Origin of the sequence: Porphyromonas gingivalis ATCC 33277, assembly GCF_000010505.1 — a bacterium.
GTDB classification, from domain to species: Bacteria; Bacteroidota; Bacteroidia; order Bacteroidales; family Porphyromonadaceae; genus Porphyromonas; species Porphyromonas gingivalis.
The window spans coordinates 947028-968342 of the sequence record NC_010729.1; the positions used below are offsets into that span (position 1 = coordinate 947028).

The window sequence follows — 21315 nt, forward strand, 5'->3', positions numbered from 1 at the left end:
TCCTTTTCTCACGTCGAACTGACGCTATCGCAGCATCGTTCTGCATCAAATACTTTTACTCAACTCACAGACGTACTTAAAGCTAAACGTTGGTTCTATGTCTAGGTGCGAAACGAGGAGATAGTGCCAGGGCTTGCCACCATGCTGCGTGGTGTAGTCTGTGGCGAGGGAGCAGTATTGCCGTGCTGCCTCTGCCTTGGCTAATACCTCTTCATTGCTTAGCTCTTTGCTCGCCTTGGTCTCGACGAGATAAATGCAGTCCGTAGTCTCCACCACGAAGTCGGGTTCGTAGCGACGGCTATCTTTGCCCCAGTGGATATTGAACTGCATTGCTGATGGGCGCAACCAAGTAAGCACTTCGACATCTTGCTCCAAGATTTGAGCGAAGTTGCGTTCGGTGCCACTATCGAAGCTGTAGCACTCGTGGCAGGCTTTGGCAAAGCCATGGAATATGAAGCGACGAATCTGATGAAGCGAAGGTATCGCCTCGTACAGGGTTTTGCGAGGATAACCTGCACGCTCCCCGAGATAAACAGGTTCGATCTTGACAAAAGGTAAAACCTTTGCCTCTCCATAGCTTATCACCTCCTGGACGAAGTGCTTGCGTATCTGCTCATACAGACGCGAGGCTATCAGCTGGCTGTTTTGGTCAAGCGTGCGAATAGCTGCCTGATCATCTGCGCTATAGCTGTGTACATACTCCAGCACTTGGTTGAGTGCATCGACCAACTCCTCTCTCATCTCTGAGTAGTCTATTTCTGGCTCATCGAGTAGGAGCATCAATAGTTTGCTCTTGATATTTTGTGTGCGACCACTCTCGACCACTTCCAGCTGTTCCTGTTTGCTATCGACGAGGTTTTGGCGTACAATGCGCTCCTTGCGCTCTGTGAATTTGAATTGTTCCTTGCTGAAGTCGACCTCGAAACGCTCCAATTCATAGCGTATCTCCCGAGGCAATATACTGATGCGAGGGATCTCGATGAGGTTACGTTTGAAGCGCGTAATGGTCTCTTTGACGAAAGCCGTGCTAAGCTCCTCTTGCACCAGAGGGGTAAATATAGAGTTTGTCTGGGCTACTGATTCTTTGGCTTTGTTGACGAGGACCTCCAGCTTTGCCTCATTACGAGCAATCTCCTCTATCGAGGCGGACTGTGTCTCTATCGCCACTTCGCTGAGTACTCTTTGAATGGCCTCCGTGGCATCGCACAGAGTCTGTGCCTTCTCTCGCCCTTGAGAGGTCTGGGCAGAGGCGACCTGAGCCTGATAGTGCGCCAACGGTTCATTCGTTTTGGGTTCGAAGGTGACGATCTGCACTGGATCTGTGTCCAAATCCTCGGCATCCAGCTCGACATACTTACAGCGATGCAGGATGCTGTCCTCTTCGTTGGCTGCATCTACAATCCTCTGGAAGTTGTCGTGGGCAATGATCGTGAGTTTGTCGATATGCTCCACGCCCGTTCGCTTGCCCTCGAAAGGCAGACGCAAGCCTCTGCCGATGGTTTGCTCGATGAGTGTATGCGCATTAGCCGCACGGAGCGGAATGATGGTGTAAAGATTGCGAACATCCCAGCCCTCACCAAGCATGTTGACATGAACGACAATCTCGATGGGATTGCCCTCCTCCTCGATGGTAAGGAAGAGCTGTGCGAGGTCGTCCTCCCCTTTGGTGGAGCTATCTATCTGTAGCACCTTGCCCCTGTAGCGTCCCGAGTAGAAGCTGTCGCTCTCTAAGTATTCGGTTGTTTGGCGAGCATGCTCGAGGTCTCGGCAAGCCACCAATACGAAGGGCTTGACATGGGGCTTGGAGTAAGTCCGTGCATAGATCTCCAGACTCGCCATCGTGTGTTGATGCACCGAGAGTCCGTCCTCGAGCTTGATGCGCTCCACTTCGGCAGGCGTCAGTCCTTCGCTACGGAAGTCTGCTCGCTTGGCAATAGTGGGGATCTTGACATACAATCCCTCTCGAAGGGCTTCGGCGAGATTGTACTCATAGATGATATTGCCCACGGGCTTATTGTCCCTCAGCGGGGTCGCCGTCATCTCTATCCCCAAGACGGGGGAGAGGTCGTCAATAGCCAAGCGAGAGGCATCGGCATAGTAGCGATGTGCTTCGTCCATCAGCACGACAAGGTCGGGCAGCGAGGCCAGATAGTCGTAATAGCTCGTGCCGAGGTACTCCGAGAGGCGTTTCATGCGAGGTGCCGACACCACTCCGCCTTTCTTGGAGGTCTTATTATCGGAGTTGAACTTGGCGATGTTGAAGATATTGATCTCGATCTCGTCGTATTGGAAGAGCTGTTGGTTGCCCATAGTCGGACGAACAGAAAGATAGTTCTCGCCCGTAATCACCACAGGCGGATTGGTGACGTATTCTGCCAAGCCTTTGAATACGTACTTGTCGTAACCTGGGTCGCCAAAGTCGCGCAGCAGCTTGTTGTAGAGCGTGAGGTTGGGAGCGAGGACGAAGAAATGCTTGATGCCGTGTACCTGATGCAGGTAGTAGATGGTGGCAGCCATCAGGCGCGTCTTACCTATGCCCGTGGCGATGGAGCAGGTCAGCGAGGGGAAGTTGCGCCCGAAGCTCTTGAGTGAGGGGACTACCTCGCGGGCTTTTGCCAGTTCGTCTGCCAAGAAATCCTTTTGTTCCTCTTGGCCTGTGGGGCGTTTGTCGAGGCTGAGCTTATCCGTAATATCGGCAATCACCCCCAAGCACTGCGCCAGAGGCTCACGCATGGAGAGGCGACTCTTGACCTCTTTCAGCGTTTCGTTTTTGTCTTTCTTACTCATCGTCGTCTTCGTCTTGAGGGTCTACTTCGGGTAGGGTAATGATGTTGAGGTCATAGCTCTTGGCAGGGTCGAAGGCACAGCGACCGAGGAGCATGCGTGGGATGCGCTTCACCGTGATGCGAGGGAAGCGACTACCTAAGCCTGCCCCGTGCGAGGTGCAACAGATGAGCAGCGTCTCGCCCTCCCCGAGCAACGAATCGATATACTGCAGTGTCTCTATCGTCAGGTGCTGCGTGGTGGTATAGATGTAGTCGCTCTCCGTGCTGTGTCCCTGCTTCCAGAAGACTTCGGCATCGGGAGCATAGCGAAAGCCCTCATGGAGCGCCATGGCGGCAGCCAGCATCTCGGCATTGTATTCGGGGCTGATGACCATCACTCCGTGTTCGTCTTCGTTGAGGAGCGTTGGGGCAAGTTCGCAAAAGCGGAATCCTCCGCCACCTGCCCAGCCTGTGGAGGCGGTGATGCCTCCTTGGTCTGTGCCATCGATCACTTTCTTCAGGCGAGGCACGCAATGCGTATAAGCATGGTCGCCCAGCTCAATACCGATGTAACGACGACCCATCTTGTGTGCCACTGCCGCCGTCGTACCGCTACCGAGGAAGCTATCCAGCACAAGGTCGCCAGGCTGAGTCGCACATTGGATAAGTACTGATATAAGCATTTCGGGTTTGGGGTAATCAAAAGCATTGTCTCCAAACAAGTTTATACTTTCTTTCGTTGCGTCCTCATACGTTGACATATTAACATGAGCTCGCGAAAGTAAGTTATGCATGGTTTTAGCTTTTGAGGTGCTAAAGACACGACGAGGTCGAAATTTTTTAGACTTGATGATATAATGTTCTCCATTTTGTATTTGCTCATTTATTGAGGCTTGACTATATCGCCATTCACCCTCTATTTGAACCTCGTTCGTATTCCAATACTGTTTGACCTCACAGTCGTTTAAGAGTGTCACCAAGCTTGTTTCCTCTTCAAAGTCTTGTGCTTTTATAACTCCAACATTCAACTTAGGGAAGTATAGACTATGCGGAGGGAATACTAAAATGCCTCTACTATTTCCGCTATTGTAGAGTGGATATGTTTCATCTCCAGAGGTTGTTTCAATAGAAAATGGAGATAATCTTTTTCGGTCACGAGCATAACAGAGGACATATTCTGTAACACTTCCCATTTGACTATTCAAAAAGGATGGTTTTCTTTTCTTCTCCCAAATAAAGGAACCACAATAGTTTACTCGAAGGAACACCTCATCGCAAATCACCTTCAGGTAGTGGCACTCATCATCATCTATGCTAATAAATATCACCCCATCTGGAGCGAGTAGTTCTCGGAGCAACTCCAATCGTTGCTTCATCAGCGATAGCCAGATGGAGTGCTCCTGCATATCATCATAGTGCGTAAATGCCGAACCCGTATTGTAAGGCGGGTCGATGTAGATGCACTTGACCTTGCCTGCGTAGCCCGAGGCAACAAGCGAACGGAGGGCGAGGAGGTTGTCGCCGTGAATGAGGAGGTTGCCTGTATCAGGGTCTCCGTAGCTATATTCGGGGTTCTCTATCAGGATGCGTGGCTCGAGGACATCCTCTTCGCCCTTGCCTATCCACGTGAGTTCGAGTCTTTGCTTCATATCGTAAGTAGTCTGTTGTTCCAAATTATCCATTCATTATTAACGTCAGTTCGACGTAAGAAAAAGCCAATGAATTTGTTTTCTGATTAGGGTTAAACGCCCAAAGAACGTGGGCATTATGCTTGAAAAAGTAGCGAATTATTTGTATCTTAGCTGTTGACAATCAATAAGATACGAACAAACAAAACGCTACTTTATGAAGACAAATATAGTTGATGTTTTTTGCATCATAGATGATTTCTCCAAGCTTTTTGATGAAGCAATCAAGAAAAAGACCCTCGAAGAGGCAGACAAAAAACGCAGGAATAGAAAGTTTAAGATGTCGGACAGTGAGGTCATGACCATCCTGATCCTGTTTCATCTGTCAAGATACCGAGATTTGAAAGCTTTTTATCTTCAATACATCACCCATTCTTGTCGATCCGAGTTCCCACATCTTGTCTCTTATAATCGCTTTGTGGAGCTGCAAAGCAGGGTAGGTTTCAAGCTGATAGCATTTCTCAATATGTGTTGTTTGGGTCAATGTACAGGCATCTCTTTCATCGATTCCACCCCACTGAAGGCTTGTCATATCAAACGAGCTCATGGGCATAGGACAATGAGGGGATGGGCTCAAAAAGGCAAAAGCACCATGGGTTGGTTTTATGGATTCAAGCTACATATTGTTATCAACGACAGGGGTGAAATCATCAACTATCAAATCACACCGGGCAATTGTGATGACAGAGAACCTCTGAAAGACGGAACATTCACCAAGAATCTTTTTGGCAAACTCATTGCCGATAGAGGCTACATTTCCCAAAACCTTTTTGACCGGCTCTTTGTCGATGACATCCACATGATAACCAAAATCAAAAAGAACATGAAGAACTCCCTGATGCATCTATATGACAAAGTTTTATTGAGAAAGAGAGCCTTGATCGAAACGGTCAATGATATGCTCAAAAATGTCTGTCAGATAGAGCACACGAGACATCGCAGTGTCAACAATTTTGTCACCAACCTGATCTCCGGTATCATCGCTTACAACATCCTGCCTAAAAAGCCTGAACTCAATATTGAAATCATCAGAAACCCTAACTTTCCTATTTCCGCTTAGATCGAACTGACGTAATCGTTAGGTTTATAAGTGTGTTAACAGTTCAAATGCGATTGCCCTGTATCCGAGAAATAATGCAGCAACTATCTCTCGGAAAAAGCACTACCTTTGTAGTCATTCCAATTTAATTACGTAGTAATCAAGCAGCAAATTGCGTGTGATGGAAAAGGTTATCCGCAGAGCTCTCATATCGGTCTATCATAAAGAAGGTTTGGCCGAGATACTGGCCGAATTGAACAGACAAGGGGTAGAGTTCGTATCCACAGGAGGAACTCATGAATTTATCACTTCGCTCGGTTATGCGTGTCGGGCCGTGGATGATCTGACGCGTTATCCTTCGATGCTCGGGGGACGGGTGAAGACATTACACCCAATGATCTTCGGCGGTATTTTGGCTCGTCGCGGTCATGAAAGCGATGTGCGAGAAGTAGGCGAGTACGGGTTACCTCTTATCGATTTGGTCATCGTGGATCTATATCCATTCGAGGCCACCGTGGCATCAGGAGCATCGGAAGAAGATATCATTGAGAAGATAGATATAGGCGGTATCTCTCTCATTAGAGGAGCTGCCAAAAACTTCGAAGATGTCGTTATCATCTCGTCACGGGCACAGTATGCCGGATTTTACAGCCTGCTGAAAGAGCAGGGAGCTCGAACCTCTTTGGCTGAACGCAGACATTATGCTCGAGAGGCTTTCGCTGTGAGTTCGGCATACGACAGTGCTATCTTCCGCTATTTCGATGATGGAGAGCAGACGGCTTTTCGTATGTCGGCAGATAGCCCGAAAGTGCTTCGCTATGGGGAGAACCCTCATCAGCGAGGATTCTTTTTCGGCAACTTCGACCGCTATTTCGATAAGCTCCAAGGAAAAGAAATCTCCTACAACAATTTGCAGGACATCGAAGCTGCGGTATCGCTTATCAGTGAGTTTTCCGCCCCCACCTTTGCCATCCTCAAGCATACGAATGCCTGTGGCATAGCTTCGCGCGGTACACTGATCGAAGCTTGGCAGGCTGCTCTTGCCGGTGATCCCGTATCGGCTTTTGGCGGCATATTGGTGACAAATACTCCTATCGATAGGGAGACAGCTCAGGAGATCGACAAGATTTTCTTCGAGGTGATCATTGCTCCCGACTACGATAATGCTGCCATGGAATATCTGACACGCAAGACGAACAGGATTATCCTTCTACAGAAAGAGCCTGTACGTGAGCAGTGGCAGTTCCGCTCCATGTTTGGCGGTGTGCTCATGCAGCAGGTGGATGGTGTGACAGCCAAGACTGTCGATTTCAAACCTGTAACACCCGTAGTGCCTACAGCAGATGAAACGGACGACCTCATCTTTGCCAATAAGGTAGTGAAGCATAGCAAGAGTAATGCTATTACTTTGGTCAAGGATAGCCAACTTTGTGCCAGTGGAGTTGGGCAGACCTCCAGAGTCGATGCTTTGCGACAGGCTATCGATAAAGCACGGAATTTCGGCTTTGACCTGAATGGGGCTGTCATGGCCAGCGATGCTTTCTTTCCTTTTGCCGATTGTGTAGAGATAGCAGCCGAAGCAGGTATTCGCGCTATCATTCAGCCCGGAGGTTCCATTAAGGACAATCTGAGCATCGAAGAGGCCACAAAAAAAGGTATTGCCATGGTGATGACGGGTGTAAGACATTTCAAACATTAACAAAAACATAGAAAATAGGCCTGTCGCAAGAGAATGGTCGGGGTATAGGACTCCCGTACCGTCACAAGCACAGGAAATGCTTTTCTACAGATACAGAACAAGATGGGATTATTTTCTTTTCGACAGGAATTGGCCATTGACTTAGGTACGGCTAATACGATAATCATCAAAGATGGTAAGGTCGTCTTGGACGAACCTTCCGTAGTAGCATTCGATCGTCGCACGGATGAAGTGATAGCAGTAGGGACAGATGCTCGTGAGATGTATGAGAAAGGACACCAGCATATCAGGACAGTACGCCCCTTGCGAGATGGTGTGATAGCCGACTTCAAAGCTGCCGAGCAGATGATAAGCGGTATGATCCGTATGATCGGTAAGAAGCATCGCTGGATCCATCCATCGCTCCGCATGGTGATCGGTATACCTTCGGGTAGTACGGAAGTCGAGATGCGTGCCGTGCGCGACTCCAGCGAGCATGCAGGTGGGCGTGACGTATATATGATATATGAACCTATGGCTGCTGCTGTGGGTATCGGCATCGATGTATTGGCTCCGGAGGGAAATATGATTGTGGATATAGGTGGAGGTACAACGGAGATCGCCGTCATTTCACTGGGCGGTATCGTCATGGACCAGTCCATTCGTGTAGCCGGTGATGAACTGACCAATGATATTATGGACTATATGCGCCGCGAACACAATGTAAAGATCGGGGAGCGTACAGCTGAGCAGATCAAAATCAATGTAGGTGCAGCTTCGGAAGACTTGGCTTCACCGCCCGAGACCTATCTGGTCTGCGGTGCAGACCAGATGGATACCCTTCCGAGGAAGATACCCGTAAGTTATAAGGAGGTGGCACATTGTCTGGAGAAGTCCATCGTGAAGATCGAAGCTGCCATCCTCAAAGCATTGGAGGAAACCCCTCCCGAACTCTATGCCGACATCGTAAGGAACGGTGTATTCCTGACCGGAGGAGGAGCTATGTTGCGCGGTTTGGACAAGCGTCTGACCGATCGTTTCGGTATCACTTTCCAAGTAGCCGATGAGCCTCTGTTGGCTGTAGCCAAGGGTACGGGGATTGCGCTTAAATACGTGGACACATTCAACTTCCTGATCCGATAGAGATAGTCCGAAAAACTTTCTTCCTGCATGCTCTAACATGCGTAAGCTCATCGAGTTTATAGTACGTCATCAACATTGGCTACTGTTTCTTTTTCTGGAGACGGTAGCCTTTGTCGTACTCTTCAACGATAGCATCTACCATCGAGCGCAGGGAATGGCGGTAGCCAATGCCCTGACGGGGCGCATCAATAGCCTGACGGGCGAAGTGCGCAGTTATATGAGTCTGCGTGAGAAAAATCGTATGCTTCTCGATGCCAATGCACGGTTGGAGTTGGAGTACATTTCGCTCAAGAGAGCTGTTGATGCAGCCGTAGCCGATTCTGTACGCCCCCTACTGTTCCGGCCGGATTCCCTCAATCCGCAACCAGTGGAGATGGACTACCTGAGAGCACAGGTGGTCAATGCTTCCTATAACAGGGTGGAGAATTTCATGACCATAGATAAGGGACGAGCCGATGGTGTACTGCCGGAAATGGGTGTAGTGTCGGCTACGGGTGTGGTGGGTGCCGTAACGGCTGCTTCAGATCATTATGCTATTGTGATCCCGATCATCAACCCGAAATTCAAACTCAGTTGCCGACTCAAGGGAAGCGAATATGTAGGTTCCATTCTGTGGGAGAAGCCCGGGAGCAATGTAGCCCAGCTGACCGATCTGCCCCGTCACGTGCAGTTAGCACAGGGAGATACGGTAGTAACGAGCGGGTATTCATCCATCTTCCCTGCTAACCTGATGGTCGGACGTGTGGGCAAGATAAAGGGCAAGGATACGCCTTTGGCCGAGAGAAATTCGTTCAGTGCCGTACCTGTAATCCTGTCTGCCGACTTCGGTAGGCTGACGGATGTGTATGTGATCCTGAACAAGATCGATATAGAGAGGCAAAAGCTGGAGGAGGAAAACGGCATACCCAAAACGGAGGCTTACTGATGATTCGTGAGATAAGGTTTTTCTTGGCAGCTGTGCTGCTGGTTCTACTACAGGTATGGGTGTTCAACTACATATTTCTGTTCAAAGTAGCCACCCCTTTCGTCTATATATATACTCTGATGCTGTTGCCGCTGAACGTGTCTGTTTCCGCTCTCTTGTGGCGAGCATTCATAATAGGCATGTTCCTCGATATCCTTAGTGGAGTACCCGGGCTGCATGCCGCATCATTGACGGCTACGGCTTTCGTCCGCAACGGGCTGGCACGTCCTTTCTTGGAAAAGGATTCGGACTTGGGGTATCCACCGTCGGCACGGAATCTGAAAGTCGGTATATATGTATTCGTGCTGGAGCTTACCATCATACATCATCTGCTCCTTTTCATTCTGGACTCGTGGAGCCTGTCGAGTGTGCCGTATATGCTGCTTCGTACAGGAGCAAGCATCCTGCTGACTTATCTGCTATTGCTTATTATGAACTCGCTTTTCGGCAAGAGACTCAAAATGCCAGAAAATGAGTAAACAGCGGAAAGATCCCAACGAAAAACATCGTTTCCTATTGGTGATAGCCACTATCTGTGTGGTATTCATCTATGCGATACGCCTTTTCTATTTGCAAATCCTAAGTCCGAACTATAAGGCTCGTGCCGATAGCAATGCTTTCTATCAGAAGCCTGTATATCCTTCGCGTGGGGTGATATACGACCGCAACGGAGAGCTCCTCGTGTATAACGAACCGGCCTATGACCTTGTAGCCGTGACGAAAGAGGTAGGCGAATTCGATACCCTTGCCCTGTACCAGACCTTGAATGTGGAGCCGGAGTATGTACGCAAGCGTTTTCAGGACATAAGGGATCGTCGTATCAACCCCGGCTATTCGCCTTACGTACCTCAACTCCTGCTGGCGCAATTGAACCCTCGCGAAGCGGGACGTTTTCAGGAGCAGCTGTTCAAATTCCCGGGCTTTTCCATTCGTCCCCGTGCCATCCGTCAATATAAGTATCATGGAGCCGCACATGTGCTGGGCTATCTTTCCGAAGCGAATATGCGTGACTTAGAGCGCGACAGCTCGCTCATTGCCGGCGACTATGTGGGTAGAAGCGGTATAGAGCGTCAGTACGAGAAAACGCTCCGAGGCGAAAAAGGGATAGAAGTCCTGCTTCGTGACGCTCGCGGTCGTATCAAAGGACACTACTCCGATGGCAAATACGATTCGCCGGCCATTCCCGGACGCGATCTGACCCTTTCGATCGACAGCAAGCTACAGACACTGGGCGAACAGCTGATGCAGGGGAAGCGCGGAGCTATAGTAATGATCGAACCGGAGACGGGGGAAGTACTCTGTCTCGTCTCTTCACCCTCCTACGATCCCTCGCTACTTGCCGGTAAGGACAGGGGGAAAAATCATCTGGAGATGGAACATGATCGAAACAAGCCCCTGTATGCCCGTGCCATTCAGGCCACCTATCCTCCCGGCTCCACTTTCAAACCGGCACAAGGGGCTATCTTTCTGCAGGAAGGGGTGATCAGGCCTACGGATGCTTTTAGCTGTTATCACGGTTTCCCTCCCCTGAACAACAGACCGGCCTGTCACAGCCACGGCTCTCCGCTCAGTCTGGTGCCGGCATTGGCCACCAGCTGTAATGCCTTCTTCTGCTGGGGGCTTCGTGCCATGCTGGACAGCAGGCGGTTCTATCCTTCCGTTCAGGAGGCATTCGAGCATTGGAAGAACAGGATCGTCGGACTGGGGTTCGGCTACAGGCTTGGACTGGATCTGCCCGGGGAGAGGCGAGGCTATATCCCCAACAGCAAGGTGTACGACAAGGCTTATAAGGGGCGATGGAATTCCTCCACCATTATTTCCATCTCGATCGGTCAGGGCGAAATCCTGGCCACTCCGCTCCAAATAGCCAATCTGGGTGTCATCATTGCCAACAGGGGACGCTATCGCCGTCCGCATGTGGTGAAAGCCATTCAGGGGATCCCCCTCGATACAGCTTATACGAACTGGCAGAATAGCGGCATCAGTCCGGCGAATATGGAGTATATAGTAGAAGGAATGGCGAGAGCCGTAACGGGCGGAACCTGTCATGCAGCCAACTTCGCCCCGGGGGAAATAGAGGTATGTGGCAAGACGGGTACAGCCGAGAATCCTCACGGTAAAGACCACTCGGCTTTCCTTGGCTTTGCCCCTCGCAACAATCCGAAGGTGGTCGTATCCGTCTATGTGGAGAACGGCGGCTTCGGAGCCGTGTACGGAGTCCCCATCGGACGAGTAATGATGGAGTATTATCTCCGCGAAGGCAAACTGTCTCCGGAGGGCGAAGCCGTGGCCACGAAGATGTCCAACACTGCAATTCACTACAGCAATGTCTTTTAAGAGAGATCGAGGCGATTATAAGGGACGGATCGATTGGTTTACCATCATTCTGTATCTGCTGCTCGTCGTGGCCGGTTGGTTTGCTGTCTGCGGCGCAAGTTACGACTTCGACATATCCCACCTTTTCATGATGGGCGGTCGTCCGATGATGCAGCTCCTGTGGATCGGTCTCGCGGTGGTGATAGGCTTTATGGTTCTGCTCATGGAGACGGATATTTTCGAGTCGCTGGCTCCCGTCTTCTATGCCGCCATGTTGGGGCTTTTGGCTCTGACCATACTGATAGCTCCGGATATAAAAGGCTCGCATTCGTGGCTGGTGATAGGACCGTTGCGACTCCAGCCGGCCGAATTTGCCAAGGTGACTACAGCCCTCTTCCTGGCATGGAAGCTGAATCAGAACGACTTCGTCCTGCAGGGAATGAAGGCCTATGCCTCCACTTTTGCCATTATCCTCATCCCCGTACTGCTTATCCTGATGCAGAACGAAACGGGGTCTGCCCTCGTCTATATAGCTTTTTTCCTTGCCCTCTATCGTGAGGGAATGTCCGGCGTATTCATCGGCATTGCCTTCTGTGCCGTCCTCTTTTTCGTCACGGCTCTGAAGCTGCAAGGCGATGTGTGGTGGGGACATACGGATGCCGCCGAATGGTCTGTGGTCTCGATGGCTTTTGTGATAGGATTCTTCCTCGTGCGGATCTATACCAAGGAGCGAGGACGCTTCTATGTCGTGGCGGCAGGGCTTACTGCTGTCACCTATGCCGTAGCCATAGTGCTGTCGTACTTCGTGTCGGTGGATTTTGTCCTCGTGGCATACGGTCTCTTGGCAGCATTGATCGTATGGGCTTTGTCAATGGCCATCAAGCGGTATGTACTGTCGTATGCGCTGATAGCCGTTTTCGCCCTGTGTTCGGTGGGCTACTTCTATTCGGTGGACTATGTATTCAACAAAGTGATGCAGCCCCACCAGCAGATGCGTATCAGGGTTGCCTTGGGAATAGAGGACGATTTGCGCGGAGGAGGATACAATGTAGACCAGTCCAAGATAGCTATCGGCTCGGGCGGATTTATGGGCAAGGGGTTCCTGAAAGGGACACAGACCAAACTGAAATATGTGCCCGAGCAGGATACGGACTTTATCTTCTGTACCGTGGGCGAAGAGCAGGGGTTCTTAGGCTCCGTGCTGTTGCTGATCGGCTATGCCACGCTGATCATACGGATCGTTGCGTTGGCGGAGCGTCAGACCAAAGTCTTCTCGCGCGTCTATGGCCATAGCGTGGCGGCCATATTGCTCTTCCACCTCTCGATCAATGTCGGGATGGTGATCGGCCTGGTACCCGTTATCGGTATTCCCCTTCCCTTTTTCAGCTATGGAGGATCTTCTCTTTGGGGCTTTACCCTGTTGATCTTCATTTTTCTCCGGCTCGATGCCGACCGAGACTGCCGGTAGGGAGGAGCCGAACCTCTTCAGCCGCCGTCAGAGATGCAGGCGCAGCAGTATGACCGAGAGGTTGTGCACCGTCTGCACGGCTGCAAACAGGAAGACTGCCATATCCATCGGGCGGTAGGCTTTCCGAGGGATCGACCGGTAAATCCATCCCAACAACATAGGCCAGAGAAAGACCCAATGTCCTCCGAATATCACCGCTTCGTTCATCCCGTATCCTCCGATCACATTGACCCCTACATCCACTGACAGATATAGGAGCAGCAGCCAAACGAGCTTTTCCCTTCGCCTCAGCAAGGGGGCGGCGACAACCGTCGAGAGGAAAAGCAGCGGCACGATATACGACCAGGGCCGGCGATAGGGAGTAGGGCGCAGGGTGGTCTCTTCGTATCGGCGCGCCGGAGCCAGATCGCTGATCAGGAGCGGATGGCCGAAGTATTCGGCTACCGATTCGTCGGCTCCCTGCCGGAAGTCGAACATGCGGATGGCCAGCGTACGCGGATCGTTCTCGGGTTGTCCCTGTTTGGCCGCCCGATAGGTGAAAAGCAGGCCGATCAGCAGGACGGTGAGCGAGAAAGCTCCTGCCAAGGCTGCTCCTTTCCTGATTCGCGAGCCTATCGTCCCTTTTTCCAAAAGGAAAGCCAAGGCCGGTTTGGCCACGTTGGTCAGGGTGATTCCTCCCAGCAGAAAGGCAAACCAGCGAATGGTGCCTCCGCCGAAACTCCCACGCATCTTGTACCGAACGGACAGTACGGTGATGGAAAGGGGAAGCAGGAAGAACGAGAGCGGATAGCTCTCGATAGTGAACGGCAGGGTAAGGGCTGTGAAGCTGCCGGCCGACAGGAGGGTGACGAGCAGGCTCCTCGTCCGTCCCTGACCCGCCACGCGGCGGAGATAGGCGTAGGTGGCCGTTACGCCTGCTGCCGTGCACAACGTCATCAAGGTCAGACAAATGCCGAGAGCTAAGCTCTCTCCTCCGATTGTGACGAATCCGAACCGATTGAGGGCATAGAAGAGGTTCAGGAAGGGATGGCTTATGTCGAAGACACCTCCTGCCGTTTCGAAGCGATAGTAGTTGTCATAGCCCAGATATGCACCGATGAGTCCGTCGTGTGGCGTCAGCAGTCCGGTGGATGCGATGTGCATTGTCAGTGCTCCGTATAGCAGGCTGAGTATGCAGCATAGAACGGCTTCCTCTCGGTACCGACAGAGCAGTCTTCCGATGGCTCCCTTTCGTATCATTTCAGGCGTTTCAGTTCTTAGTGTTGCAAATGTAGATATTATATAATGATGAGAGGATACTATGGTCTCCTATGAGAGGATACTATGGTCTCACATGAGAGGATACTATGGTCTCCTATGGGAGGATACTATACCTCTTATGGGAGATCCTGTTTATAATGTCTATATTTGGAGCCTGATGAGCCGGTCAGGAGGCTCTTCGGAAGTTTTCACGGAAGTAAGACAGAACAAATGATACAGTACACAGTGAAGGAACGCCGAATGAAAGTAGGCAAGCATGCAGGCAAAACGATGTATTATGCCGAAGCTCAGAAATCGAAAGTGATTGACTTTGAAGAGGTGATCAGGGACGTTGCCGAGATGAGTTCGCTCACGACCGGCGATGTGCGTAATGCCGTGGATCGACTGGCCTATTACCTCAAGCGCGAGTTGGCAGAGGGCAATACTGTCAGGCTCGGACAGATCGGGACTTTTCGGCTTTATGCCCCCGGGCGGTTTATGGAGCATCCCGAAGAGGTCAATGCCACGACGATCAAGGGCGCGAAGATTCAGTTCATACAGAACAGGCATCTGCGCGAAGCCTCCTCTTTGATCAAGGTGGCGGTGGACAATCCCTATCTGACCAAGAAGAAAGATCTCACTGCCACCGGCACGGAGTCGGCCGAGGGCAATGGATCCTCCGGCTTGTAGTCCTTGGGGCCGATTCGGGTGCTATTTGCTGCTTTTTGCGTGTCCGATTATCTTTGCAAGCATAATGAAGAAGGAATTTATCGGTCGGACAGCCAAGTCGCTGAGTCTGGCCCTCGCCATTTTTTCAGGATGTATATTCGGCAGTGTGTTGCCTGCATGGTCGCAGGAGATTGTGGCGGGCGAACTGGAGCGTTGCTTCTTGGCCATGCCCGAATCCGTCCTGCCGATCGTAACCATGGAGGAGCGGAACGATTTGTGCCGGAGGGCAGGCCATCTCTCCGGCTTTACCCATACGGCATCTCTGGAGTCTTCTCTGGGAGGTACCGTTACGTTTCTCCTCAATCGGAACTTTATCAGGATTCAGACCAGTACCGTCGGAGAGGTGTTTATGCGCATCCTGCCCTTTTCGGATAGCAGCTCCGTCATCTGCGTGGTCACTACCGTCTTGCACCCCGTGGCGGATAGCCGGATCGATTTCTACACCACCGAATGGAAGCCGCTCAAGGCCGACCGCTTTTGGCAGCAACCTCGGATAGAGGATTTTTTCCTTCCCCATACGGACAGGCAGTCGTATGCCTATCAGGCCATATATGCAAGTCTGACACCGTCCTATATGCAGGTGTCGCTCTCGGAAGAGTCGGATACACTCTCCATCCGCCAGACCGTGACAGAGACCTTGGCGGAGGAGGAGAAACCGCTTGCGGCAATTTTTCTTTCACCCGAACCGTTGGTCTATCGTTGGCAGTCCGGACGATTCGTTCGGCAGGTTCGATAAAGCAATACATATTATTAAGGTAATAGCAAGGAAACGATGGAAGTATCGAAGAAGAGGCTCGTCCTGATGGGGGTTGCCGTACTCGTTCTTATTGTATTCATGGGGGGGGTCTTCAATTGGCGTGTGGTTCGCGAACGTGCTGCTCTGGAACAGGATCGCGAAAACTTTGCCAAGCTCGAAAAGGAGGCCATGCAGGATGAACTGGATCGTATATCCGAGGACTATACGCAGCAGTACAACAAGCTCTCCGGCTCTACGGGAGAAATGAATATCCAATTGGCCAACGATTCCCTTCTGGCACAGCTCTCCGCCGAGCGTGCCCGCGTCAATCGTTTGCAGGACGAATTGAAAACAGTCAAGACGACCAATGCACGCAGGATAAACGAGCTGAGAGGAGAGGTCAAGACCCTTCGTGCCATACTGAAGTCGTATGTCGTGCAGATCGACTCCCTCAATGCAGCCAATGCCCGTCTCCGAACGGAGAATCAGGAGGTGAAGCGCAACCTCTCCGAGGCCGTGGGCGAAGCCAGTCGTCTGAAAGTGGAGAAAGCCGAACTGACCGGAAAGGTGGAGCTGGCATCGAAACTGGAGGCTACCGGCATATCGGTGGCTTTGCTCAACAAGAAAGGCCGTTCGACCCAAAAGGTGACGAAGATCAAGAACATTCAGATGAGCTTTGTCATTCCCAAGAACATTACGGCTCCCGTGGGAGAGAAAGCTATTTACGCCCGTATCCTCACTCCGAGCGACGATGTGCTCCAAAAATCCTCTGCCGACGTTTTCGCCTTCGAAGGCAAGCAGATCGGCTACTCCTGTCGCAAGCAAATAGAATATACCGGAGAGCAGACCGATGTGATCCTCTACTGGAATGTGGGAGAAACCCTGATGCCCGGAGCTTATCGGGTCGATTTCTTTGCCGATGGGCATCTGATCGGACGCAAAGGCTTCAGCTTGGGCGAATAAGTTTTTTGATTGCGAACGTATTCCCTTTGCCCGAAAATAGTAATTTAGTGCCTTGTTTGGGTGGGACTTGTTCTCATTCGCCAACCGGAAATAATTAGGAAACAGGAATAATATAATGGTGGAAATATCCGCCTTCGGTCAATTGACCGACCCGGCACTTTCACCATAGCATAATACAAGAAAATGACTGATCGAGAAGACAGAATTATTAACATCAGCATCGAGGAGGAAATGAAGACCGCCTACATCGACTATTCGATGTCGGTGATCGTCTCCAGAGCTTTGCCTGATGTCCGCGACGGATTCAAGCCGGTTCATCGCCGTGTGCTGTATGCCATGAACGAAACCGGCAATGTGTACACCAATCCCACTCGCAAATGCGCCAATGCTGTCGGCGAAGTGCTGGGACACTATCACCCGCATGGCGACTCTTCCGTTTATATGGCCTTGGTGCGTATGGCACAGCCGTGGAGCCTGCGCTATCCGTTGGTGGACGGTCAGGGCAACTTCGGTTCGGTGGATGGCGATTCGCCTGCTGCCATGCGTTATACCGAGTCGCGCCTCAGCCGGATTGCCGGTGAGATGCTTCAGGACATAGATAAGGAAACGGTAGACTTCCAAAACAATTTCGATGATACACGTCAGGAGCCCACGGTTCTGCCGACACGCATTCCGAACCTCCTCATAAACGGGGCTTCCGGTATTGCTGTCGGTATGGCTACCAATATGCCTCCCCACAATTTGTCCGAAGCTATTGACGGATGTGTGGCGTACATCGAAGCAGATGGCGACATAGACGTGGAGGGTTTGATGCAGTATGTCAAGGCTCCGGATTTCCCCACAGGAGGATTCATATACGGCTATTCCGGAGTGAAGGAAGCCTTCGAGACGGGACGAGGCCGTGTCGTTATCAGAAGTCGTGCCGAGATCGAGCAGCACAATAACCACGAGCGGATCATCATCACGGAGATTCCCTATCTGGTCAATAAGGCTGAGCTTGTCTCCAACATTGCACAGCTGATCAACGAGAAGCGTCTGGATGGTATTTCCAATATATCGGACGAATCGAACCGTAAGGGCATGCGGATCGTCGTAGAGATCAAGCGCGATGCCAATGCTTCGGTCGTGCTCAACAAGCTCTACAAGATGACAGCCTTGCAAAGCTCTTTCAGCGTAAACAATATCGCCTTGGTCAAGGGACGTCCCCGCCTGCTCAATCTGAAAGATCTCATTGGGGAATTTGTGGATCATCGTCAGGAGGTAGTGACACGCCGTTGTCGTTTCGAATTGCGTAAGGCACGGGAGCGTGCTCATATCCTCGAAGGCTTGCTTATAGCCGTAGACAACATTGACGAAGTAATCTCTATCATCCGTTCCTCCAAAGATGCCGCAGAGGCTATGAGCCGCTTGATAGAGCGTTTCGATCTCTCGGATATCCAGGCACGTTCCATTGTAGATATGCGTCTGCGTGCCCTGACGGGATTGGAGCGCGACAAGCTGCGTGCAGAGTTCGAAGAGATCATGGCCTCCATCAATCATTTGGAAGCTCTTTTGGCCGATAGAGCATTACTGATGGAACTGGTCAAAAGCGAACTGCTGGAGATAAAAGAGAAATATGGCGATACTCGTAAAAGCGAGATCATATATGCTTCGGAAGAATTCAACCCCGAAGACTTCTATGCCGACGATGATATGATCATCACCCTTTCGCACATGGGCTACATCAAGCGTACCCCTCTGAGCGAATTCAGAACGCAGGCTCGTGGCGGAGTCGGAGCCAAGGGTTCGGATACTCGCGAAGAAGATTTCGTGGAGTATATCTACTCGGCCTCCATGCACGCCACCATTATGCTGTTCACGGCCAAGGGGCGTTGCTATTGGCTGAAGGTGTATGAAATCCCCGAAGGTGCCAAGAATGCCAAAGGACGAGCTATTCAGAATCTCCTTAATATCGATCCCGACGATAAGGTCAATGCCTTTATCCGTATCAAGAACCTGACGACGGACAAGGAGTTTGTCAATAGTCACTATCTCCTCTTCTGTACCAAGAGAGGAATCATTAAGAAGACATTGCTCGAAGCTTTCTCCCGTCCGCGCGCCAATGGTGTGATCGCTATCGACCTGCGAGACAACGATGGCTTGGTAAGTGTCCGATTGACCAATGGTAAATGCGACATGGTTATTGCCAATCGCGGTGGACGTGCCATTCGTTTCCATGAATCCGTGGTTCGTCCTTCGGGTCGTACAGCCATGGGAGTAAAGGGAATGACGCTCGACGATGATGGTGAGGACGAAGTAGTAGGAATGATCTCTATCAAGCATCCGGAAGAAGAGACCATTCTGGTAGTAAGCGAAAAGGGATACGGCAAGCGTTCTAATATAGACGACTATCGTATTACCAATCGCGGTGGTAAAGGGGTGAAGACACTGAATATCACCGAAAAGACCGGAAAGCTGGTCGATATTCGAGCCGTTACCGATGCCAACGACCTTATGATCATCAATAAGAGCGGTGTCGCCATCCGGGTAAAAGTGGCTGATCTGAGCATTATCGGTCGAGCTACACAAGGTGTTAAGCTCATTGATTTGTCCAAGCGTGGTGACGAGATCGCTTCCGTTTGTAGTGTAGTCTCCGAGGAAGAAGAAAACAAGGCAGAAAAGCATGCCGATCATACTCACGAAGTTTTGCCACAAGACGACTCTTCCTCATCTGTAGAAAATGGTGATGTCAGTGATATGACTGATGCTATCGAACCAGAATAATTTTAGACGTTTAACTATTAATGCAAAATCAGTATGAACAAGAAAAGTTTATTGGCAGCTGTCCTGTTTGCAGCAGTTATGCCGGTTTCCTTTGCCCAAAATGCCAATGTGAAAGGAGCAGAAAGCCTTTCCGGTGGTTCCAAACCGAACTTTGCCGAAGCTCGTACGCTGATCGGTGAAGCCATGAAGAACCCCGAGACGATGAACGATGCCAAGACTTGGTTTGTGGCCGGTCAGGTGGAAGAGAGACTCTTTACATCAGAGAATCTCAAGCAAACTGTGAATCAGGAGCCGGATCGTGCTATGATGAACGATGCTTTGCTGCGCATTTTGCCGTTTTATTTGAAGGCTGACCAGTTGGACAATATGCCTGATCAAAAGGGTAAGGTAAAGCCCAAGTTCACAAAGAAGATCATGGAATCTCTCAAGGGTAATCATCTTTACTATATCAATGCCGGTGGTTACTACATGGAGAAGAAAGACTATAAGAAAGCTCTCGAAGCCTTCGATCAGTTCATGCAAATCAAAGAGCTGCCGATGTTTGCTGCTGTTCCCGAAATTTCTGCACAGGATTCCAACTCTATGATGGTAGGGTTCTTTTCGGCGGTCTGTGCCTATCAGGCCAATGACTTGGACAGAACACTCGAGATCTGCAACAAGATCAAGGATGTTCCCTATCGTCAGAACGACGTGTATCAGCTGATCGCTACGGTATATCAGGACAAAAAAGATACAGAGGGCTATATCCGGATGCTGGAGGAAGGTGTACAGAAGTTCCCGAAGGAAGCTTACTATCTGCTCAACCTGATCAACAAATACATCGAAACCGGTCGTACGGAAGAAGCCATTTCTTCATTGGAAAGGGCTATTGCAGACGATCCTCAGAATGTACAGCTTTACGACGTGATGGCCAAGTTGTATGAAAATACGCAAGACTATGACAAAGCCGAGGAGTGGCTGAAGAAAGGTCTGGCTCTTGATCCTGACAATGCTTCTGTATGCTACGATTTGGGTCGTGTGTATTACAACCGCGCTGCCGATTTGAAGGGGGCTGATCAGGTGAATGCTGAGACAGAAGCCAAAGCCAAGGAATATTTGCAGAAGGCCTTGCCCCTGCTCGAAAAGGCTTATTCGATCAATCCGGACGAATCATGGTATGTACTGCGCAATGTGTACTACAACTTGAAGATGAACGATAAGTACAGAGAGCTGACAGAGCGTCACGAAGGAAAATAATTCACAATTCCCCCTTTGAAACTTCAAACACGTAAAAAAGCCGTGTCAATGAAGTGAACCCTAAAAGTTGGACAGAAAACTTTTAGGGTTCATTTTTTATGCGAAGTCGTTTTGAAGAATGCTTGGAGATAGTACTCTGTGCAAAGTCCGGGAGGCCTATTTGCAGGCTATCAGAAGAGTATGGCTATCCTAAGGATAGGTGCCTCTTCGGCAGGGCTATCGCTTTTGAAAGGTTGTACTGTATCCTTGGTCTCGTTCTTCACTTCTGTGCGGTCTTCCAATACTAATCATATGTATCTTCCAAAAGGAGTATCTTCGCGACAATGTAATAGTAGCTTTCATTGTAGAAATCATCATATGGCGACAATAAATAGAATAAAAGCTGTGCTGGCAGAGAAACAATTGACCAGTAAATGGCTTGCCGAGCAATTGGGGAAATCAGAAAACACTATTTCTAAGTGGTGTTCTAATAAGGTACAGCCCTCTTTGGAAAACCTCGTTGGGATCGCCAAAATACTCGACGTTGATGTTCGGGAGCTAATTATGTCGACCAAAGAGTCTCGATAAATAGGACTACAATCACACTCG

Annotated in this window: 16 protein-coding genes; 13 read left to right on the plus strand and 3 right to left on the minus strand. The window is 50.4% G+C overall.

The genetic code is table 11. The annotated features are described in order from the left end of the window. Positions 1-45: 45 nt before the first annotated feature. Positions 46-2787 carry a DEAD/DEAH box helicase family protein gene (locus PGN_RS04110; RefSeq protein WP_012457835.1) on the minus strand — a complete coding sequence of 914 codons (2742 nt, stop codon included), beginning with the start codon at positions 2785-2787 and terminating at the stop codon, positions 46-48. Continuing rightward, complete coding sequence (locus PGN_RS04115; protein ID WP_012457836.1) at positions 2780-4414, minus strand: site-specific DNA-methyltransferase; 1635 nt, start codon at positions 4412-4414, stop codon at positions 2780-2782. The genes PGN_RS04110 and PGN_RS04115 overlap by 8 nt, the downstream gene beginning before the upstream one ends. Before the next feature lie 196 nt (positions 4415-4610). Here PGN_RS04115 and PGN_RS04120 point away from each other — a divergent pair, with 196 nt between their 5' ends. The 7 genes from PGN_RS04120 (at position 4611) to rodA (ending at position 13061) form a co-directional block, all read left to right on the plus strand. Beyond that, positions 4611-5513 (plus strand): IS982-like element IS195 family transposase, encoded by a 903-nt coding sequence (locus PGN_RS04120; RefSeq protein ID WP_012457521.1) that lies wholly within the window; start codon positions 4611-4613, stop codon positions 5511-5513. Positions 5514-5673: 160 nt separating this feature from the next. Further along, positions 5674-7191 (plus strand): bifunctional phosphoribosylaminoimidazolecarboxamide formyltransferase/IMP cyclohydrolase, encoded by a 1518-nt coding sequence (gene purH / locus PGN_RS04125; protein ID WP_012457837.1) that lies wholly within the window; start codon positions 5674-5676, stop codon positions 7189-7191. A 102-nt stretch (positions 7192-7293) separates the two neighbouring features. Beyond that, positions 7294-8313 (plus strand): rod shape-determining protein, encoded by a 1020-nt coding sequence (locus PGN_RS04130; RefSeq protein ID WP_004585450.1) that lies wholly within the window; start codon positions 7294-7296, stop codon positions 8311-8313. Between the two features lie 37 nt (positions 8314-8350). Next, positions 8351-9238, plus strand: coding sequence for a rod shape-determining protein MreC (mreC, locus tag PGN_RS04135; RefSeq protein WP_005873531.1), 888 nt, complete (start codon positions 8351-8353; stop codon positions 9236-9238). Next, on the plus strand, positions 9238-9756 hold the full coding sequence (mreD, locus tag PGN_RS04140; protein ID WP_004585452.1) for a rod shape-determining protein MreD: 519 nt from the start codon (positions 9238-9240) through the stop codon (positions 9754-9756). Before mreC ends, mreD begins: the two co-directional genes overlap by 1 nt. Continuing rightward, a complete protein-coding gene (gene mrdA, locus PGN_RS04145; protein WP_012457838.1) occupies positions 9749-11614 on the plus strand; it encodes a penicillin-binding protein 2 in 1866 nt (621 codons plus the stop codon). The genes mreD and mrdA overlap by 8 nt, the downstream gene beginning before the upstream one ends. Beyond that, the gene (gene rodA, locus PGN_RS04150) at positions 11604-13061 is read left to right on the plus strand and encodes a rod shape-determining protein RodA (RefSeq protein WP_012457839.1); all 1458 of its coding nucleotides are present in this window, start codon (positions 11604-11606) and stop codon (positions 13059-13061) included. The genes mrdA and rodA overlap by 11 nt, the downstream gene beginning before the upstream one ends. A gap of 27 nt (positions 13062-13088) precedes the next feature. Here the strand turns inward: rodA and PGN_RS04155 are convergent, their stop codons facing one another. Then, on the minus strand, positions 13089-14300 hold the full coding sequence (locus PGN_RS04155; RefSeq protein WP_012457840.1) for a DUF6080 domain-containing protein: 1212 nt from the start codon (positions 14298-14300) through the stop codon (positions 13089-13091). A gap of 231 nt (positions 14301-14531) precedes the next feature. Here PGN_RS04155 and PGN_RS04160 point away from each other — a divergent pair, with 231 nt between their 5' ends. The 6 genes from PGN_RS04160 (at position 14532) to PGN_RS04185 (ending at position 21294) form a co-directional block, all read left to right on the plus strand. Then, positions 14532-14990: an HU family DNA-binding protein gene (locus PGN_RS04160; protein WP_012457841.1), complete on the plus strand. Its 459-nt coding sequence runs from the start codon at positions 14532-14534 to the stop codon at positions 14988-14990. A 64-nt stretch (positions 14991-15054) separates the two neighbouring features. Beyond that, on the plus strand, positions 15055-15765 hold the full coding sequence (locus PGN_RS04165) for a DUF3256 family protein (protein WP_012457842.1): 711 nt from the start codon (positions 15055-15057) through the stop codon (positions 15763-15765). 36 nt (positions 15766-15801) lie between these two features. Next, positions 15802-16728: a hypothetical protein gene (locus tag PGN_RS04170; RefSeq protein WP_012457843.1), complete on the plus strand. Its 927-nt coding sequence runs from the start codon at positions 15802-15804 to the stop codon at positions 16726-16728. Positions 16729-16911: 183 nt separating this feature from the next. Next, on the plus strand, positions 16912-19491 hold the full coding sequence (gyrA, locus tag PGN_RS04175; protein ID WP_012457844.1) for a DNA gyrase subunit A: 2580 nt from the start codon (positions 16912-16914) through the stop codon (positions 19489-19491). 33 nt (positions 19492-19524) lie between these two features. After that, positions 19525-20727, plus strand: coding sequence for a tetratricopeptide repeat protein (locus PGN_RS04180; protein WP_012457845.1), 1203 nt, complete (start codon positions 19525-19527; stop codon positions 20725-20727). A gap of 357 nt (positions 20728-21084) precedes the next feature. Next, positions 21085-21294 carry a helix-turn-helix transcriptional regulator gene (locus PGN_RS04185; protein WP_039417240.1) on the plus strand — a complete coding sequence of 70 codons (210 nt, stop codon included), beginning with the start codon at positions 21085-21087 and terminating at the stop codon, positions 21292-21294. Positions 21295-21315: the final 21 nt, after the last annotated feature.

Bases quoted from the DNA above. Each gene is read 5' to 3' on its own strand.
- PGN_RS04110 (WP_012457835.1), bottom strand. From the start codon at position 2,787: ATGAGTAAGAAAGACAAAAACGAAACGCTGAAAGAGGTCAAGAGTCGC.
- PGN_RS04115 (WP_012457836.1), bottom strand. From the start codon at position 4,414: ATGAAGCAAAGACTCGAACTCACGTGGATAGGCAAGGGCGAAGAGGAT.
- PGN_RS04120 (WP_012457521.1), top strand. From the start codon at position 4,611: ATGAAGACAAATATAGTTGATGTTTTTTGCATCATAGATGATTTCTCC.
- purH (WP_012457837.1), top strand. From the start codon at position 5,674: ATGGAAAAGGTTATCCGCAGAGCTCTCATATCGGTCTATCATAAAGAA.
- PGN_RS04130 (WP_004585450.1), top strand. From the start codon at position 7,294: ATGGGATTATTTTCTTTTCGACAGGAATTGGCCATTGACTTAGGTACG.
- mreC (WP_005873531.1), top strand. From the start codon at position 8,351: ATGCGTAAGCTCATCGAGTTTATAGTACGTCATCAACATTGGCTACTG.
- mreD (WP_004585452.1), top strand. From the start codon at position 9,238: ATGATTCGTGAGATAAGGTTTTTCTTGGCAGCTGTGCTGCTGGTTCTA.
- mrdA (WP_012457838.1), top strand. From the start codon at position 9,749: ATGAGTAAACAGCGGAAAGATCCCAACGAAAAACATCGTTTCCTATTG.
- rodA (WP_012457839.1), top strand. From the start codon at position 11,604: ATGTCTTTTAAGAGAGATCGAGGCGATTATAAGGGACGGATCGATTGG.
- PGN_RS04155 (WP_012457840.1), bottom strand. From the start codon at position 14,300: ATGATACGAAAGGGAGCCATCGGAAGACTGCTCTGTCGGTACCGAGAG.
- PGN_RS04160 (WP_012457841.1), top strand. From the start codon at position 14,532: ATGATACAGTACACAGTGAAGGAACGCCGAATGAAAGTAGGCAAGCAT.
- PGN_RS04165 (WP_012457842.1), top strand. From the start codon at position 15,055: ATGAAGAAGGAATTTATCGGTCGGACAGCCAAGTCGCTGAGTCTGGCC.
- PGN_RS04170 (WP_012457843.1), top strand. From the start codon at position 15,802: ATGGAAGTATCGAAGAAGAGGCTCGTCCTGATGGGGGTTGCCGTACTC.
- gyrA (WP_012457844.1), top strand. From the start codon at position 16,912: ATGACTGATCGAGAAGACAGAATTATTAACATCAGCATCGAGGAGGAA.
- PGN_RS04180 (WP_012457845.1), top strand. From the start codon at position 19,525: ATGAACAAGAAAAGTTTATTGGCAGCTGTCCTGTTTGCAGCAGTTATG.
- PGN_RS04185 (WP_039417240.1), top strand. From the start codon at position 21,085: ATGGCGACAATAAATAGAATAAAAGCTGTGCTGGCAGAGAAACAATTG.